14 protein-coding genes are annotated in these 15,589 nt (G+C 48.0%); 1 reads left to right on the top strand and 13 read right to left on the bottom strand.

Annotated features, from left to right (window positions below; genetic code table 11):
- Positions 1-164 precede the first annotated feature (164 nt).
- From LQ567_RS12800 to LQ567_RS12780, 5 genes are all read right to left on the bottom strand, one after another.
- Positions 165-1,487, bottom strand: a complete 1,323-nt coding sequence (locus LQ567_RS12800) for a DUF58 domain-containing protein (protein ID WP_231004908.1) — start codon at positions 1,485-1,487, stop codon at positions 165-167.
- An 89-nt stretch (positions 1,488-1,576) separates the two neighbouring features.
- Positions 1,577-2,554 (bottom strand): AAA family ATPase, encoded by a 978-nt coding sequence (locus LQ567_RS12795; protein WP_231004907.1) that lies wholly within the window; start codon positions 2,552-2,554, stop codon positions 1,577-1,579.
- Positions 2,555-2,564: 10 nt separating this feature from the next.
- Positions 2,565-3,785, bottom strand: coding sequence for a DUF4350 domain-containing protein (locus tag LQ567_RS12790; RefSeq protein ID WP_231004906.1), 1,221 nt, complete (start codon positions 3,783-3,785; stop codon positions 2,565-2,567).
- Between the two features lie 14 nt (positions 3,786-3,799).
- Positions 3,800-4,561 (bottom strand): hypothetical protein, encoded by a 762-nt coding sequence (locus LQ567_RS12785; RefSeq protein WP_231004905.1) that lies wholly within the window; start codon positions 4,559-4,561, stop codon positions 3,800-3,802.
- 22 nt (positions 4,562-4,583) lie between these two features.
- Complete coding sequence (locus LQ567_RS12780; protein ID WP_231004904.1) at positions 4,584-5,561, bottom strand: stage II sporulation protein M; 978 nt, start codon at positions 5,559-5,561, stop codon at positions 4,584-4,586.
- A 114-nt stretch (positions 5,562-5,675) separates the two neighbouring features.
- Between LQ567_RS12780 and LQ567_RS12775 the strand changes: the two genes are divergently transcribed.
- A complete protein-coding gene (locus LQ567_RS12775) occupies positions 5,676-6,500 on the top strand; it encodes an RDD family protein (protein ID WP_231004903.1) in 825 nt (274 codons plus the stop codon).
- Here LQ567_RS12775 and LQ567_RS12770 read toward each other — a convergent pair.
- From LQ567_RS12770 to LQ567_RS12735, 8 genes are all read right to left on the bottom strand, one after another.
- Positions 6,497-6,949, bottom strand: a complete 453-nt coding sequence (locus tag LQ567_RS12770) for a DUF5362 family protein (protein ID WP_231004902.1) — start codon at positions 6,947-6,949, stop codon at positions 6,497-6,499. The two genes, LQ567_RS12775 and LQ567_RS12770, sit on opposite strands and share 4 nt — an antisense overlap.
- Entirely contained in the window at positions 6,946-7,371 is a 426-nt protein-coding gene (locus LQ567_RS12765; protein WP_231004901.1) for a hypothetical protein, read from the bottom strand. The genes LQ567_RS12770 and LQ567_RS12765 overlap by 4 nt, the downstream gene beginning before the upstream one ends.
- Before the next feature lie 144 nt (positions 7,372-7,515).
- Positions 7,516-8,940: an efflux transporter outer membrane subunit gene (locus tag LQ567_RS12760; RefSeq protein ID WP_231004900.1), complete on the bottom strand. Its 1,425-nt coding sequence runs from the start codon at positions 8,938-8,940 to the stop codon at positions 7,516-7,518.
- Positions 8,941-9,041: 101 nt separating this feature from the next.
- A complete protein-coding gene (locus LQ567_RS12755; RefSeq protein ID WP_231004899.1) occupies positions 9,042-12,191 on the bottom strand; it encodes an efflux RND transporter permease subunit in 3,150 nt (1,049 codons plus the stop codon).
- A gap of 3 nt (positions 12,192-12,194) precedes the next feature.
- A complete protein-coding gene (locus LQ567_RS12750) occupies positions 12,195-13,391 on the bottom strand; it encodes an efflux RND transporter periplasmic adaptor subunit (protein WP_231004898.1) in 1,197 nt (398 codons plus the stop codon).
- Positions 13,392-13,407: 16 nt separating this feature from the next.
- Positions 13,408-13,869, bottom strand: coding sequence for a GbsR/MarR family transcriptional regulator (locus tag LQ567_RS12745; RefSeq protein ID WP_231004897.1), 462 nt, complete (start codon positions 13,867-13,869; stop codon positions 13,408-13,410).
- A gap of 137 nt (positions 13,870-14,006) precedes the next feature.
- A complete protein-coding gene (gene miaA / locus LQ567_RS12740; RefSeq protein ID WP_231004896.1) occupies positions 14,007-14,930 on the bottom strand; it encodes a tRNA (adenosine(37)-N6)-dimethylallyltransferase MiaA in 924 nt (307 codons plus the stop codon).
- A gap of 74 nt (positions 14,931-15,004) precedes the next feature.
- Entirely contained in the window at positions 15,005-15,580 is a 576-nt protein-coding gene (locus tag LQ567_RS12735) for a plasmid pRiA4b ORF-3 family protein (RefSeq protein WP_231004895.1), read from the bottom strand.
- Positions 15,581-15,589: the final 9 nt, after the last annotated feature.

The following is a 15,589-nucleotide window of genomic DNA, read 5'->3' as shown; positions in this document are numbered from 1 at the left end:
ACCCGAAAAGATTTATTCAATCTTATCAATAGCAGGTGTTTCTGTCCTTCAAGATTTCATTGGTTCTGATTTGAGGTTGTGATTTTCAAACTTACCCCCGAAGCCAGATTTTATTCTTTAACATTTAGAATTTTGATTTTAGAATTTCAATTAAATCTTCAGCATTAGATTCTTGCCCGGTTCTTCAGTTCCAGGTATTTGTTGATGGTATTAACGGTAAGTTGCTGGGGCGTGGTAAGAATGCCCAGGATGCCGTTTTGCTGCAATTCTTTGATCATCTGCCGCTTTTCAAAGGCGAATTTCTCGGCAATGGTCTTGATATATACTTCTTCCAGATTGGAGGCGGATGATTCAATGAGTCCTTTGATGGCGGTATTTTCAAAGATCACTACCAGCAGCAGGTGGTAATGGGCCATTTTTTTTAATGCGGGCATTTCCCGTTGCAGGCTTTCGATCGATTCAAAATTGGTAAAGAGTACCAGCAGGCTGCGGCTGTTGATCTTGTTCCGGATCACCGTATACAGCTTTTCATAATCGGCTTCCAGGAAACGGGTTTCCTGCTGATACAGGGTTTCCAGTATCCGGCTAATATGCCCCGGGCGCTTGTCTGCAGGAACAAAGCTGTCCAGGTTTTCTGCAAAAGTGATCAAACCGGCTTTATCCTGTTTTACAAGGGAAATATTGGAAAGCACCAGCGAGGCATTGATGGCATAATCCAGCAGGGTCATTCCCTCAAAGGGCATTTTCATTACCCGTCCTTTGTTAACGATGCAGTATACCTGCTGGCTTCTTTCATCGGTGTAGTTGTTCACCATGATGTTACCCTTACGCCCTGTAGCCTTCCAGTTAATGGTGCGGTAGTCGTCGCCACGCACATATTCTTTAATGTGCTCAAATTCCATGCTATGGCCCAAACGGGGTGAGCGTTTTACGCCGGCTTCCTGTAGGCGGTTGCTGATGGCCAGCAGCTGGAACCGGCGCATCTGTACAAAAGAAGGATACACCTTGGTTGTTTTCTGCGCAGGAATGGTGAACCTGCGGGTAACCAGGCGCAGCGGGGCTGTAACAAACACCTGAATGTCATGAAAGGTATAGGCGCCCCGGGTTAGCGGCTTTACCTCGTAATGGATATCCGTTCCCTGATTGCCTGCCAGGGATGCATGCCGCACCCAGTTCCGCTCCTGGAATTGAACCGGCAGTTCATCGATAATGGAAAGTGAAACAGGGTAGGGATAGTTATTGAACAGATGCAGGCTGATCCTGTTTACATCACCGATACTCAAACGGTCGGGCGTGGTGCGGGTAGCAATAATGCCGTTCCGTTTGCGGTAAACCAGCAGGGTATCGATCAGCACCGCAACAACAAGAAACAGGAGCAACAGCGAAGCGACGGCATAAAGCTGCGGCACAAAATAGCTGGCGATAAAGCACAATGCCAGTGCGCCGCCGATATAGTAAACAATTTTATTGAGGTAAAAGGATTGCAAGGATTGATCTGAGATTTGAGAATTCAGAATTGAGTTTTGAGATTAGAGATTCGAGAATTCAGAATTGAGATTTAGGATTTAAGATTTCGTTATCTCGGTATTTCCAGCCCGTTGATCATTTGCTTAATGATCTCGTTCTCGGTAATACCTTCCATTTCTTTTTCGGGTGAAAGGATGATGCGGTGTCTTAAAACGGGGGCTGCTACCGCCAACACATCATCCGGGGTAACAAAATCCCGGCCGCTGATGGCCGCCATTGCCTTGGAGGCATTCATAATCGACAGGGAGGCACGCGGTGAGGCACCCAGGTAGATCGCTTTGTTGTTCCGCGTTTGATGTACCAGTTTTGCAATAAAACCCAGGAGTTTTTCTTCGATGACGATCGCTTTTACCTGTTGCCGGAGTGCATTGATCTCTGCGCCTGTTAGCGCCTGCCGGATGCTGTTCAGCGGGCTGTGGTTGCCCAATTCATGAAAGCGGCTGAGGATCTGCAACTCTTCTTCTTCGGTGGGATAAGGCACTTCAATTTTAAAAAGAAAGCGATCCAGCTGGGCTTCGGGCAGGCGATAGGTACCTTCCTGCTCAATGGGGTTTTGCGTGGCAATGACCATAAAGGGCGCATCCATGGTATAGGTTTTGCCATCTACAGAAACCTGCCGTTCTTCCATTACTTCCAGCAATGCCGCCTGCGTTTTGGCGGGGGCGCGGTTGATCTCGTCTACCAATACAATATTACCAAACACGGGGCCTTTCTTGAACTCAAAGCGAACGTCTGCCGGATTAAATACCGGCGTGCCGATCACATCGGAAGGCATCAGGTCCGGTGTAAACTGGATACGCGAAAAAACGGCATTTACAGCACGGGCAACCAGTTTGGCGGTAAGCGTTTTGGCAACGCCCGGCACCCCCTGTATGAGCACATGCCCATCGGCCAGCAGTGCGGTAATGATCAGCCTGACCATTTCGTCCTGACCAATAATGATCTTTTTAATTTCATCAGTGATCTTTATGACTGCCTGGTTAAGGTCGCTGAGATTGACACGGTTTTCAAAAATCGGTTCTTCCATTCTGTTATTTTTAAACGCTCTTGTAAAATTTTTCAATGTTTGTCTGTAACTGGATCAGGTCGGTATCCGAAATGACGCCTTCATTGCCCACCTGTTTGATCTGATAAACAATTGCCGTTACCAGCGATGTATCGGCTCCGCTTTTATCACTTACTTCCCGGATAAAGGCTTCATCCAGCTCTTTTGAAAAGATATGATATTTATTCCGCAGATGCTCCAGGAAATAAGCACTCATTTTTTGAGCCAGGTTCACATTATCTTTCTTCTCATAATACAGTAAGCCCATTGTTTTTACGAAATCCAGGGTGTCGTTTTTCAGCGGCTCTACCCGGGGAATAATGCGCTGCCGACGCCGCATTTCCAGCAACGCGAAGATCAGGAGCAGGGCAAGGGCCAGCAGGATCCCGCTGCGGAATGCCTGTTGCTGCATAATGGACGCAAACCAACTATTTTTATTGTCGCTGTCATAACTCCGCTTGCGGTAATATTCATCCCATATGATGGTATGGGTATTGCGGGGGATCATTGAAAATACCTGGCTGAAATATTCGATATTGTTTTGATACAACAGGAAGTAATTGCTGAAACTTAACGGCGAAAGATGCAGGAATAACCGGCCTTTTCCTTTTTTTAGCTGGATGAAGTTGGCCCGGCCTTCATGCCCCCTCCCAAGGATACGGGTGGTGCTTTTGTCCGTTCTTACAAAATAGCCTTCCAATGCCACGCCGGGATAACTGGCCGTATAGTTTTTGGGAAAGGGGCCGGCGTCCAGTTCCACCTGCATGGTGTCGGGCCCGTAGTCGGCAAAAGGGTAGGATCGTATGGGCCCCACACTGGCCCGGCCGTCGATCAGGTTTTCCAGCGCTTCACCGGCGCGGAAACAACTGATAAATGCCGTATTACCTTCTTCAATAAAACTGATCAAGGCATCCAGCTCATAAGTGGAAATGCCAAATTGAGGCCCGATGCTGATGAAAAGCTGCCCCGGCGTTCCCTGGTTTAAAAGGGTGTCCTGCAAGAAGTTTTTTGTATTCGAAAGGAGGCGGGCTTCGGGAAAAAAACGTTTTATACCCTGGTGTGCTACGTAAGTGCCATAGGGATTCTTGTCTTCTTTTTTTAAGGAAACAAAAGTGCTGACCGGCTTGGCAGTCTTTTTTCCGGGGCGTACAAACAGGAAAAAGACGGCGCCAACCAGCAAAAGCAGCAAGAGATATGGAGCGTATTTTTTCAAGCGATCAATAATGATTATAGTTTTTGTTTGAGTTGCTGGAAGGTGTTGTTTATTTTCTGATACATATTTTCGGTAACATCAAACAAGCCGTACCAGCTGTATTCATAATGGCGTGTGGCAGTAAAAAAATCATCGTAGTAATTGCTGGAACGCATCTGAAGCAGGTATTCAATATTTGTTTTATCGGGTAAAAAATGGATCAGCTGCCGGTCGGAAAGTTTTTTTAAAAGTTCCAGGTATTGCAGGCGGATGGCCAGCCGGTAGTTTTTTTGTTGTAAGGCCTGGCGGATGGATGCCGTATAATCGATAGAGAAAATGTCCTGCGGCGCATCTTTGATCACCGGTGTTTCGAGTGCGGTACTTTTTTTACGGAACAGGATAAAGTTATTTGATGCCAGGTACCATGCAAGTAGTATTATAAAAACGGCAACGGCTATATAAGGGAGTACCTCAAAAAACACGGCCCAGGTGCCGGAGCGCCGGTGCGGAGCGTTGGTTGCTTCCTGTTGATCCCTGGCAGGCTTCAGACCGGTTTTTACATAGTGAAAGGCCTCGTCTTCCTGCAGCTTGCGCGTGAAGTCGCCGGGCATCGGGCGAATGACGGACTGTTCGTTTTCAAATCCTTCTACCGGGTCGAAGGATGCGGTACCTTCACTGTCCGCCGCTTCTGCATGGGCATCACTGCCCTGCGGTGGCTCCAATACGGTTACCACCGTGTCTGCTTCCTGCTGTGCAATACAAGGGGTGCTGCATAGCAGCAGTCCGAGGCAGGCCAAACGGCATATCGTCTTTACAAGGTTATACATCACCGGCGCTGCCCTCCTTTGCGATTCGGATGCCTCTGCGGAACAATTGAACCGGATAGATGATAAAATACCAGATCACAAAAAGAACGGAAGCCGCCGTTAGTAACGTGGTAAACCAGGATGCGTTATTATAGAGCCGTGTAAAAAGTCCTTCAAAAAAGGCGGCAATGATAAACGCCGGTAAAATGCCGATCATGATCTTAACACCATCTTTTGCACCTTCTCCAAACGCCTCCATCCGCTTTTTAGTACCCGGGAACAGGAAACTTTTTCCCAAAACAAAACCGGCTGCACCGGCCAGGATAATGGCCGTGATCTCCAGCGTACCGTGCACGAACACAACAAGCCAGAATTGAATGCCCAGTCCTTTTGAGGCAAATAACTGATCAAAAATACCGATCATGGCGCCTGTTTCGGCCAGTTTATACATGGTGGGAACGCCGCAAAAAATACCGGAAACAAAAAAGAAGAAGGCAACCCGGATATTGTTGATCATAATGCCCAGCCAGCTTAATACCGGGTTGCCGGTTTCATAAATGCCAAAGGGGTTTCCATCCGCGATATTGTCCAGGGTTTTTTGCACATAGTTATCGCCAAAAAAATTATTGGCCAGTTCCGGGTCCTTGGCCGCTATAAAAAAAGCCAGCAGGAAAAAGACCGTGAACAATACAAAGGCAAACAGAACAGCCTTACGTTGTTTATAAATGACCAGCGGAAGCTCATATTTCCAGAAATACCCGATCCGGCTGGATTCTTCCTTATGGTTCTGGTAAATACCCAGGTACATGTCGGATGCCTGCTTATTCAGGTACTGTGTGGTTTTGCTGGTGGGATAAAAAGTTTTGGCATAAGCCAGGTCATCTACCAGCTGTGTAAAAGAGCGGGCCTGCTCATCGGGTGTTCCCGGAGGTTCCTGTTGGTTTTTCAGCCAGCGGTCTTTGTTCTTTTTAATAAACAGTGCTTCTCTCAAGCAAAAGATTTTTGCCAAAATACAATTTTTATTTAAGAAGATCAATCCTGCCGGGTAAATAATCGTGGGGCATATAATAATTAAAACGTATTTTGCCAGATAAACACTTGCTCCATGCCGGTAATCAGCATTCCTACTTCTTTTAATATTGATGTGGCTTTTGAAGTACCCAGTTTTGGAAGACGGCTGGCTTCCCTGCTCATTGATATGGCGGTGGAGATCTGTTATCTGATTACGGCCTTATGGCTGATTGGTAAAATAACAGGTCCGGCAAATACCTGGGATGAGGATGCACAGCATAATTTATGGGCGCTTCAATTGCTGGCCATTGCCCCGGTTTTTTTATACCACGTCATTATGGAGGTAACCACCAACGGACAAAGCGTGGGTAAAAAAATAATGAAGCTGCGGGTGGTAAACGATAAGGGTGGTAAGGCCAGTATCAGCCAGTTCCTGATCCGGTGGCTGCTGCGGGTTTCTGATCTTTGGATGGTGCTCATCCTGGCGCTGCTGTTGAGTTTGAGCGATGGCACCAACCTGCAAACTTTTTTTATGTTACTGCTGGCGCTCGGATTTCTGGTAACGGATATTGTGCTGGTGGCCTCTTCAAAAAGATCCCAGCGTATCGGCGACCTGCTGGCGCATACGATCCTGATCCGGACGAACCGGCAGCAGGACCTTTCGGCTACAATTTTCCGGGAAGTGAGCGAAGATTATATACCCGTTTTTCCACAGGTAATGCATATTTCCGACAGGGATCTGAACATCATTAAAAACCTGCTGGACAATGCGCATAAAACGCACCGGTACGAATCATTAAGGGCGGCTGCCGACCGGGTGAAACAGTACCTGGAGATTGAAACGGATATGGAACCCTACCAGTTTTTAGATAAGCTGCTGGAAGATTACAATTACCTTTCTACCCGCCAATTGGTTTAAGCAGCCGCTCCCAGCATCATCATCAGAACCGATAAGAACAGGAAGGCCAGAGCGCATAAAAAAATGATGGCAATCACTTTAAAGTAAGTAGCCAGGTGAAACAGCCCTTTGTTGAGGCTGCGGCGGTCATCGGTTGCAAGCCCCTTCTGCGCAAATTTTGCAAAGCTGTAAAGCATATAAAAAAGTACGGCGCTTACAATTACGGAAAATGCAACAAAAACTACAGAGCCCTGCGTTGCCATTTGTAGTGTGGCATCATCGAATCCTTCTTTCGCCAGTCCCGTTCTTACAGAGGGTTTGGTGATGTAAGCAATCAGGCTGATGATGGTTCCCGAAATGGAAAGAATGGCAACGGTTCCCGCGACCTTTGCAGTACTGCTGATCTTGCTTTTTGTATAAACATCAAGCGGTATAAATGACGGGCTTTGATCTTGTTCCGGTTGGTTCATTGAAACAGTGTTGAAATATTTGCAAGGAGGCTGATCCCCGAAAGGATGGCCATGGCAATAAAAAAACGATGAAAATTGGAAAATCCTTCTGCAAGCAGGGTTGTGTTTTTTTGCAATACACCTGCTTTGATGCTGCTGGCCGCTTTATAAAGAAAATACAGGATGGTTGCTGTTATAAAAAAGAAGATAAAGAACACCACAATCAGCGCACCATATGTTCCTTCTGCCTTTACCGGGAGAACGCTTTCAAGCGATTTTAAAATCATGGCACCGTTTACCAGCATCATGGCCACCACAAATGCACCCGTACTGAAGCCGATCACGCTAATCAACCGCGTCCACCGGCTGAGGGCCAGCAGCTGACGATCCATTTCCGGATCGGGTTCGGTTTCAAAGATGGAATGGGGATCCTGTTCTGTCATTGTTATTTTTTGAAATGTAAATATAGGCCATGTTTTTTTAAGAAATACGGCAAGTGCGTGCATTCCCGTTATGGAATAAAAAAAGGGACTGTATCAACAACCGGCGACTTCGCTTTGATACAGCCCCTCCAGGTTCCGGCCGGTTTATCGCCAGCCGCCCCCCAATGCTTTATACAATTGAATTACGGCATTCAGTTTGCCATATTTGGCGTCTACATAATTCAGCTCTGCCTGTAATTTATTGGTCATGGCGGTAATCACATCCAGGTAGTTACCCATACCGTTGTTTACAAGCTCCTGGGAGTACTGCGTAGCAGAGTCATATTGCTGAAACTCCTGTTTCTTAAAATTAATGAGCTTTTGCTGGGCATCGTAGCTGAACAGGGCATCCGATACCTCTTTTGCTGCGTTTAAGATCGTTTTTTTATAACCGTTGTAAGCGATTTGCTGATTCGCCTGTGATACTTCGTATTGGGTACGGATCTGGCGTTTGTTCAGCACCGGCTGCAGCAATGACCCGGTTGCGGTTGCAAAAAGGGAGCTTACACTAAAGAGCCGGTCAAAGTCTACACTTTGCAGTCCGCCGCTGGCACTGAGCGTTAACGAAGGGTAAAATGCTGCCTTTGCAGCATTGGTCATATGATAGGCATTCATATAACCAAACTCAGCTTCTTTTACATCCGGCCGGTTGGTGAGCAACTGTACCGGAACGCCGATGGCCAGGGGCGTGTTGATCTGTTGCTGATCCAGCGTATTCCGTTCAATGGGTTGGGGTGGAATACTCAGGAGCATGCAAAAGTAATTCTCCATCAGTTTGATACTGTTGTCCAGGTTCACCAGGATGCCTCTTGAATTCAGGAGCAGTGCCTCACTTTGTTTCACGGCCACCTGGGTAAGACTCCCCGCGTTTTTGAGCGCCTTTGTGGTTTCCAGGTTCTGCTCGCGGTAACGGATGGTTTCTTCTGTGATCTTTTTCTGCTCATCCAGCGACATCAGCTGGTAGTAGGTATCTGCGATTGCAGCGATGAGGTCTGATTTTACAGCCTGATGCGCTGCCTGTGATTTCAGGAAATTTGCAACGGCCGCTTCTTTATTGCTTTTGATCTTGCCCCAGATATCGGCTTCCCAGGAAAGATTGCCGCTGATGCCATACTGGAACAGGTGCAGCCGGTGGCCGCCTGCCAGCTGCCCCAGCTGTGTGTTCAGTGAGTTGGTCTGATACGTTACAGACGGCCCGGCTGAAAGGGTTGGGAAAAAGCCCGCTTTGCCCTGCTTCATATAGGCTTCCGCCGCCGCAATTTGCTGGATGGCCGTCCGGATATCCAGGTTTTCTTCAAGTGCCTTATTGATATAGCCTGCCAGTTTTTCATCGGTAAACAGTTCCTTCCACGAAACATCTGCGATGGTAGTAGTGTCTGCCGGGAGCTGGTCGGTACGGTAATAACGGTCGTCAACCAGGTCCCTGGGCCGCTGGTAAGGTTTTGCCACAAAACATGCCTGCAGCAAAATCGTCATTAGCAGCAATCCCGGCAGGGCCCTGTATATCCGGATCTTATTGTTTGATTTCATATATCTGTTTTTTTATCCTGTTTATGTTACGCCGATGCATGCCTGCTTCATAACGGTTACCTCTACGGGCGTAGCATAAACGGTGGTGTTGCGTTGAATGATTATTCTGATAATTTTTCAGCTTTGTTGATCTTTACCGGGCGTATTCTTTCCTGCAGCCACTGGAAGATCACGAACAGCACCGGTATTACCAATAATCCCAGGATAGTACCAATCAACAGGCCTGAGGCCGCACCGGTGGCAATGGAATGGTTACCGATGGCACCAATACCGGTTGCATATACCAGGGGCATCATACCGGCAATAAATGCGAAGGAGGTCATCAGGATGGGACGTAACCGGGCTTTTGCGGCATTGATAGCGGCCATAGGAATGCTTTCGCCCTTATGCCGACGCTGCACGCCAAATTCCACGATCAGGATCGCATTCTTGGCGAGGAGCCCCACCAGCATGATCAGTGCGATCTGGAAGTAGATATTGTTTTCGAGCCCAAACAACCACTGGCCCAGGTAAGCACCCATTACCCCCATGGGTAAGGAAATGATCACCGTAAGCGGAATGATATAACTTTCATACTGGGCACTGAGAATGAAATACACAAATACAAGACTCAGCGCAAAGATGATCAGTGTTTGTGAACCGGCATTGATCTCTTCTCTTGTTAAACCGGAATAATCGATACCATAGCTGGCGGAGAGCGTCGTTTGTGCTACTTCCTGTACGGCTTTAATGGCATCCCCGGTACTGTAACCCGGGTTGGTAGCTCCGGTAAGATCGGCAGAAGAGAACAGGTTAAAACGGGTAACGGACTGTGGACCGTAAACGCGTTCCAGTGTTACAAACTGCGATACCGGCGCCATTTGGCCGCTTCCTGTTTTTATAAAAAAGGAGTTCAGGCTGTTGGCGTCCATCCTTGCTTCGGGCAATGCCTGCACCATTACGCGGTATTGTTTACCGTACTTTGTAAAGTCTGCGGCGTAAATACCACCAATATATCCCTGCATGGTAGATAACAGGCTGCTTACCGATACGCCCGCCTCACTGGCCTTTGGTACATTGATCACCATTTCATACTGCGGGTACTTCGTGTTGAACGAGGTTTGCGCAAACTGGATCTCCGGCCGCTTCATCAGCTCACCAATAAAACGCTGGGTTGTTGCGTCTAGCTCGCTGATCGATTGGCCGCCCTTATTGAGCAAGGAAAGCTGGAAACCGGCACTGTTACCAAAACCAGGTACACTGGGCGGACTAAAGAAGATCATCCTTGAATCTGGTATGGTAGCGCCTACACCAAACAATTGCTTGGTGATATCATCCACACTTTGCCCCTTTGCGGAGTTCCGGTCTTTAAACGGCGCCAGTTTGATAAAGGCGAGTCCGTAGTTGCTGCCCGAACCGGAGATCAGGCTTCGCCCGGTACTAAAGGTAACCCCTTGTATACCGGGTATCTTGGAGGCCTTGGCGGTGAGCTCTTTCATGGCCTGGTAGGTACGGTCCATAGTGGCACTGGGGGGCAGCTCCACGTTACCGAATATAATACCCCGGTCTTCCGCCGGCACAAAGCCCGTAGGGGTTTTGTTGCTGATGAAGAAGATCAGCCCCATGGAAGCCAGGAGAATGATAAGTGTAACCCATTTATGACGGATCAGGAAGATAAAGGCCTTTCCATAACGCGTGGTCATTGCCGTAAACGCAACGTTAAAGCTGGCAAAGAAGCGTTGCAGGAAATTTTTCTTTTTATGATCGTGTCCTTCCGGATGCGGACGCAGGAGCAGGGCACAGAGTGCCGGGCTGAGCGAAAGCGCATTCACTGCCGAGATAAGGATGGCGATGATCAGCGTAATACCAAACTGTTTATAGAACACACCGGTAGGACCGCTGATAAAGGTTACCGGAATAAACACCGCGGCCATTACAAGGGTAATCGAAATGATGGCCCCTGTGATTTCGTGCATGGCGTCCAGGGTAGCTTTTTTGGGATCCCGTTCCCCGTGATCCATCTTTGCATGGACGGCCTCCACTACCACGATGGCATCATCCACCACGATCCCGATAGCCAGTACCAGGGCAAACAGGGTCAGCAGGTTTAGTGAAAAGCCCATCAGGTTGAGGAAGAAAAAGGTTCCTACAATGGATACCGGAACGGCAATGGCCGGAATGAGCGTGGAACGGAAATCCTGCAGGAAGATGTAAACCACGATAAACACCAGGATAAAGGCTTCTACCAGGGTATGAATTACCTTTTCAATAGAGGCTTCCAGGAATTCATTGGTATCATAGTTGATCACATAACCGATGCCCTGCGGCAATGTTTTTTCGGTTTCCGCCAGGTATTTTTTAATGTCTACGATGATCTGCTGGGCATTGGACCCCGGTGTTTGGAAGATCCCCATACTGATACCCGGATTGCCGGAGCTTTCGCCCACACCGGCATAGGAAAGGGCGTCCAGTTTTACGGTAGCCACATCCTTCAGGCGTAAAAATTCACCCTGTCCCAGCGATTTAATAATGATGTCATCGTATTGTTCTTTTTCATTGAATTTGCCCTTATACTTGATCACGTATTCAAAGGCACTACCACTGTTTTGTCCTACGGATCCTGCGGCAGCTTCCAGGCTCTGACTGTTGATGGCCGCGGTTACGTCGCTGGGTTGTATACCATAGGCGGCCAGCTTCTGCGGATCCAGCCAGATGCGCATGGAATAGGATTTTCCTCCGAATACCGTAGCGTCACCCACCCCGTAGATCCGTTTAATACCAGGGATCACATTAATATCGAGGTAGTTTTGCAGGAATACGTCGTTCAGTTCCTTATTGCTGGTATAAAAAGTAAGGAACATCAGGGCGCTGGTTTGCTGCTTTTGCGTAACCACACCTGCACGTGTTACCTCGGCGGGCAGCAGGGGTGTGGCGCGGGCCACGCGGTTCTGCACGTTTACCGCGGCAATATCCGGATCGATCCCCTGTTTGAAGAACACGTTAATGGTAGCACTACCATCATTACCCGCAGTAGAAGTGATATAGTCCATCCCTTCTACACCGTTCACCTGCTCTTCAATAGGAATGATCACGCTTTTTTGTACGGTTTCGGCATTGGCACCGGTATAGGTTGCCCGCACGTTTACCGTGGGCGGGGCGATATCTGGATACTGTGTTACGGGAAGGGAAATCACTCCCAGTATCCCCAGTAATACGAGTATTACGGAGATCACCGTAGACAGGATCGGTCGGTTGATAAATGTTTTAATCATGTGTTAAAAAACAGGTTTAATGGCGTTAGTAATACTATCGAAATCAGCAGGACGGGGAATAACGGCAGCACCGTTCCGCAGTCCGCCCACGCCGGCAGCAATGATGGTATCACCCTTGTTAACACCGCCGCCCAGCAGGGCCATATTATTGATACGGTCCAAAACGCCCACCACTACTGAGTTTACGGTGTCTTTGCCCACTTTATATACATAAATGATCCCTTGCTGCTCAAAGGTGGCTGCTTCCGGAACGGCCAGCACATCGGTATAGGTTTTGGGAATTTTAATGGTACCGCTGTTCCCGTTTGCCAGCAGTCTTCCCTGGTTGGGGAAAGATACCCGGAACAGGATGGTACCGGTATTGGGATCGATCTGGCCGGTAACGGCTTTTACCTTACCCTTTTGTCCATATTCAGAACCATTGGCCAGATCAAGTGAAACAGGAGGGATGTTGTTGAGCTTTTGCGGAACGGTAAGACCCGGTGTCTGCTCCAGGAAATTCAGGTATTCTTTTTCATTCATTGAAAAGTAGGCATAGATCTCGCTTACATCCGAAACCGTGGTAAGCGGGGTAGGATCTGTGGGCCCCACCAGGCTACCTACCCGCAGGGGCAACTTGCCTACGATACCATCGATAGGGCTGCGGATGATGGAATATTCTACATTGGCTGCAGCGCTGCGGTAGTTGGCCTGTGCCTGTCCGCGGTTGGCCCTTGCCTGTACCAACTGGCTCTGGGCGGAGCGCAGGTTGGCTTTTGCCGTTTCCAGCTGCACATTACTGATGATATTTTTTTCTACCAGCGGCGTCAGTTTGTTTACCTCTACCTGGGCTGCATTCACATTGGCTTCTGCCGTGCTGATACTGGCTTCTGCGGCACCCACGCCGCTTTTAGCCGCATCCGCAGTTTGCGAAAGCGTATTGGTTTCCAAACGGAACAGTACCTGTCCTTTGCGAACGGCCTGCCCTTCGTCTACGAGTACCTCTTTAATATAGCCTGATATTTTTGCGCGTACATCATTGTTGTTACGCCCCTGGATGCTGGCCGGGTAGGCACTGTAGCCGGTAACGGTTTTTACCGGTACGGCAATAACGGGGTAGGGCTTGGCGGCATTGGGGTTGGGAGCTTGTTTTTTTCCTCCACAGGCAGCCAGGAGAAGGATAACGATGCTGCTTGCTGCAATACGGGTCTTTGTATTCATAAATCCTGATTTCGGGTTATTGGTGTAAACTTTTTACGGTGCTTTCTACTGTTTTGATATGCTTGTCTAAAATAGTTATATACTGGTTGATACCTTTAATTACCTGTTCGTTGGGATTTTTTACCTGCTTATTGCATTGTACCATCCGTTGCATGAGCTCTTTTTCCCGAACCAGCTTATCAAGGATATTACCAAAGCGGATCCCCATAAATTTGGGGTTGATGCGGTAATACCGCTTGCGCGAATCGATGGGGGTGATGTACTCCACATATTTGTTTTGCACAAGCATTTGCAGGCTGTTGGATAATGAGCTCTTGCTCACGTTGAATTTTTCCAGCAGTTCGTCAAACGTATATCCGTCTGTTTTCAGATCGATCATCATGTACACATAGATCTTTGCATTCAACGGGGGAAGCCCGTAAAGGTTCCCGTAAAAAGTGACCATGTCCTGATAGAGTTCTTTTTTTGTAGCTACCATAATTTGTAAAACGAACTGCAAATTTATAGTTAGTTCGGTAAAATACGAACAAACAGGTATTAAAAAATCTTTAAACTGCTTTTTCCTGCAAAAGGTGTACTAACAACAGGCCTGTCTAAAAGTTTGATTATGAGATGTTATTTTGCCCCTTGTGCCAGTCTGGATTTTATAAACGGTAAAATAGTTGGGTAAGCGGTGGCTTCCATCCAATGGAACTCCGGCTGTTTTTTAAACCAGGTCAGCTGCCGTTTGGCATAACGCCGGGTGTTTTGCTGAATAAGGGCGATGGCTTGTTCACGGCTAAGGGCACCGTCAAAATATTGAAACAGTTCCTGGTATCCTACGGTTTGCAGGGCATTTAGCTGGCGCAGGGGTAAAAGACTGCTCGCCTCGGCCTCCAGGCCTGCTTCCATCATGCCCATCACCCGCTGGTTGATCCGTTCATAAAGCAGGGGTCTGGGCAGTTCAAGCCCGATATTGATCGTATCAAAGGGCCGGTGCTGTTTGGTTTTAGACTGGAATTCAAGAATCGACCGGCCGGTGGCCTCCACCACTTCCAGCGCCCGCATCATCCGCTGCGGATTTTGCATTTCACCGGATAGTGCAAAAAGCGGATCTTTTTTTTGCAGTTCCTGCTGCAGCCAGTCAATGCCCATGGTTTCATAACCGCTGACGATCTCCTCCCGGAGGCCGGCTGCAACGGCTGGTACCGGGTCCAAACCTTCCAGCAGGGCTTTTATATACAGACCGGTGCCACCGGTAACCACTACCACCGGATGTTGTTGGAAGAGGGTCTCCAGCAACTGTAATGCGTAGGCTTCATAAATTGCAGCGCTCATTGCTTCATGGATGCTGTGCGATGCAATAAAATAGTGGGGAACGGTCGTTAGCTCTGCTTCCGAAGGTCGGGCCACGCCTATCGACAGCTCTTTAAAGCATTGGCGACTGTCGGCAGAAAGAATTACCGTATCCAGTTGCCGGGCCACTTCAATGGCTACCGCAGTTTTGCCAACGGCGGTAGGCCCTGTAATAATAATGAGTACATTTTTGTGAAGCAGCATTTGCAAACGGACTATAATGCATGAGCAATAGAGAATGGAGCACCATCCATCAGGGAGCAGTTTTACCAGGGGGACTAATCTTCCAGCCCATCATTGTAATCCTCTGCCCCTTCCCCTTCGTCAACGCCTACATCTTCTCCGTCTTCGCCTTTTTCGCCAAAGCCCTCGGCCGACCGGGTAAGATCATATTTCTCTTCAATATCGGCAAATTTCTCCCCCAGCAGGCCTTTAGTACCATATTGTTTGGGGCTGATCCCTTCTGTACGGGTGATTTTGGGGTAGTCTATTGCGGCACTGCCATCTTTCGAAACATTGATCAGTTCTAGCAGAAAATCCCAATGCTTTTGAAAATCGTAGCTATAGGTAAAGCGCTGATTGGTGTTTTTTATTTCAGAGCCGATGGTGGTTGTACGCATCAACAGCGGCGCTACTTTGTAATTTCTGTCGGAATATACTTCAAGGGTAATTTCACGGCCTTTCAGCCATTGGTCATTACTCCTGAAAAAAGTAGCCTGATGTTTATTATCAAAATCAAATGCCTTGAGAATCGTTCCGTGCAGGTCAAAAAAGGTTTGGGTATGCAGCACTGCAATATCTCTGTAGATACTGTCATCCTCTTCAAAATATACCCTGAATTTTAAAATAGCCATAATTCGAAG

This window comes from Niabella pedocola (assembly GCF_021044425.1).
Taxonomy (GTDB): Bacteria; Bacteroidota; Bacteroidia; order Chitinophagales; family Chitinophagaceae; genus Niabella; species Niabella pedocola.
The sequence above is the reverse complement of the archived record's forward strand: the minus strand, read 5'-3'. Positions and strand labels throughout refer to the sequence as shown.

Excerpts from the sequence above, each read along its gene's own strand:
- LQ567_RS12795 (WP_231004907.1), bottom strand. The coding sequence starts at position 2,554 with ATGGAAGAACCGATTTTTGAAAACCGTGTCAATCTCAGCGACCTTAAC.
- LQ567_RS12775 (WP_231004903.1), top strand. The coding sequence starts at position 5,676 with ATGCCGGTAATCAGCATTCCTACTTCTTTTAATATTGATGTGGCTTTT.
- LQ567_RS12770 (WP_231004902.1), bottom strand. The coding sequence starts at position 6,949 with ATGAACCAACCGGAACAAGATCAAAGCCCGTCATTTATACCGCTTGAT.
- LQ567_RS12765 (WP_231004901.1), bottom strand. The coding sequence starts at position 7,371 with ATGACAGAACAGGATCCCCATTCCATCTTTGAAACCGAACCCGATCCG.
- LQ567_RS12760 (WP_231004900.1), bottom strand. The coding sequence starts at position 8,940 with ATGAAATCAAACAATAAGATCCGGATATACAGGGCCCTGCCGGGATTG.
- LQ567_RS12755 (WP_231004899.1), bottom strand. The coding sequence starts at position 12,191 with ATGATTAAAACATTTATCAACCGACCGATCCTGTCTACGGTGATCTCC.
- LQ567_RS12750 (WP_231004898.1), bottom strand. The coding sequence starts at position 13,391 with ATGAATACAAAGACCCGTATTGCAGCAAGCAGCATCGTTATCCTTCTC.
- LQ567_RS12745 (WP_231004897.1), bottom strand. The coding sequence starts at position 13,869 with ATGGTAGCTACAAAAAAAGAACTCTATCAGGACATGGTCACTTTTTAC.
- miaA (WP_231004896.1), bottom strand. The coding sequence starts at position 14,930 with ATGCTGCTTCACAAAAATGTACTCATTATTATTACAGGGCCTACCGCC.
- LQ567_RS12735 (WP_231004895.1), bottom strand. The coding sequence starts at position 15,580 with ATGGCTATTTTAAAATTCAGGGTATATTTTGAAGAGGATGACAGTATC.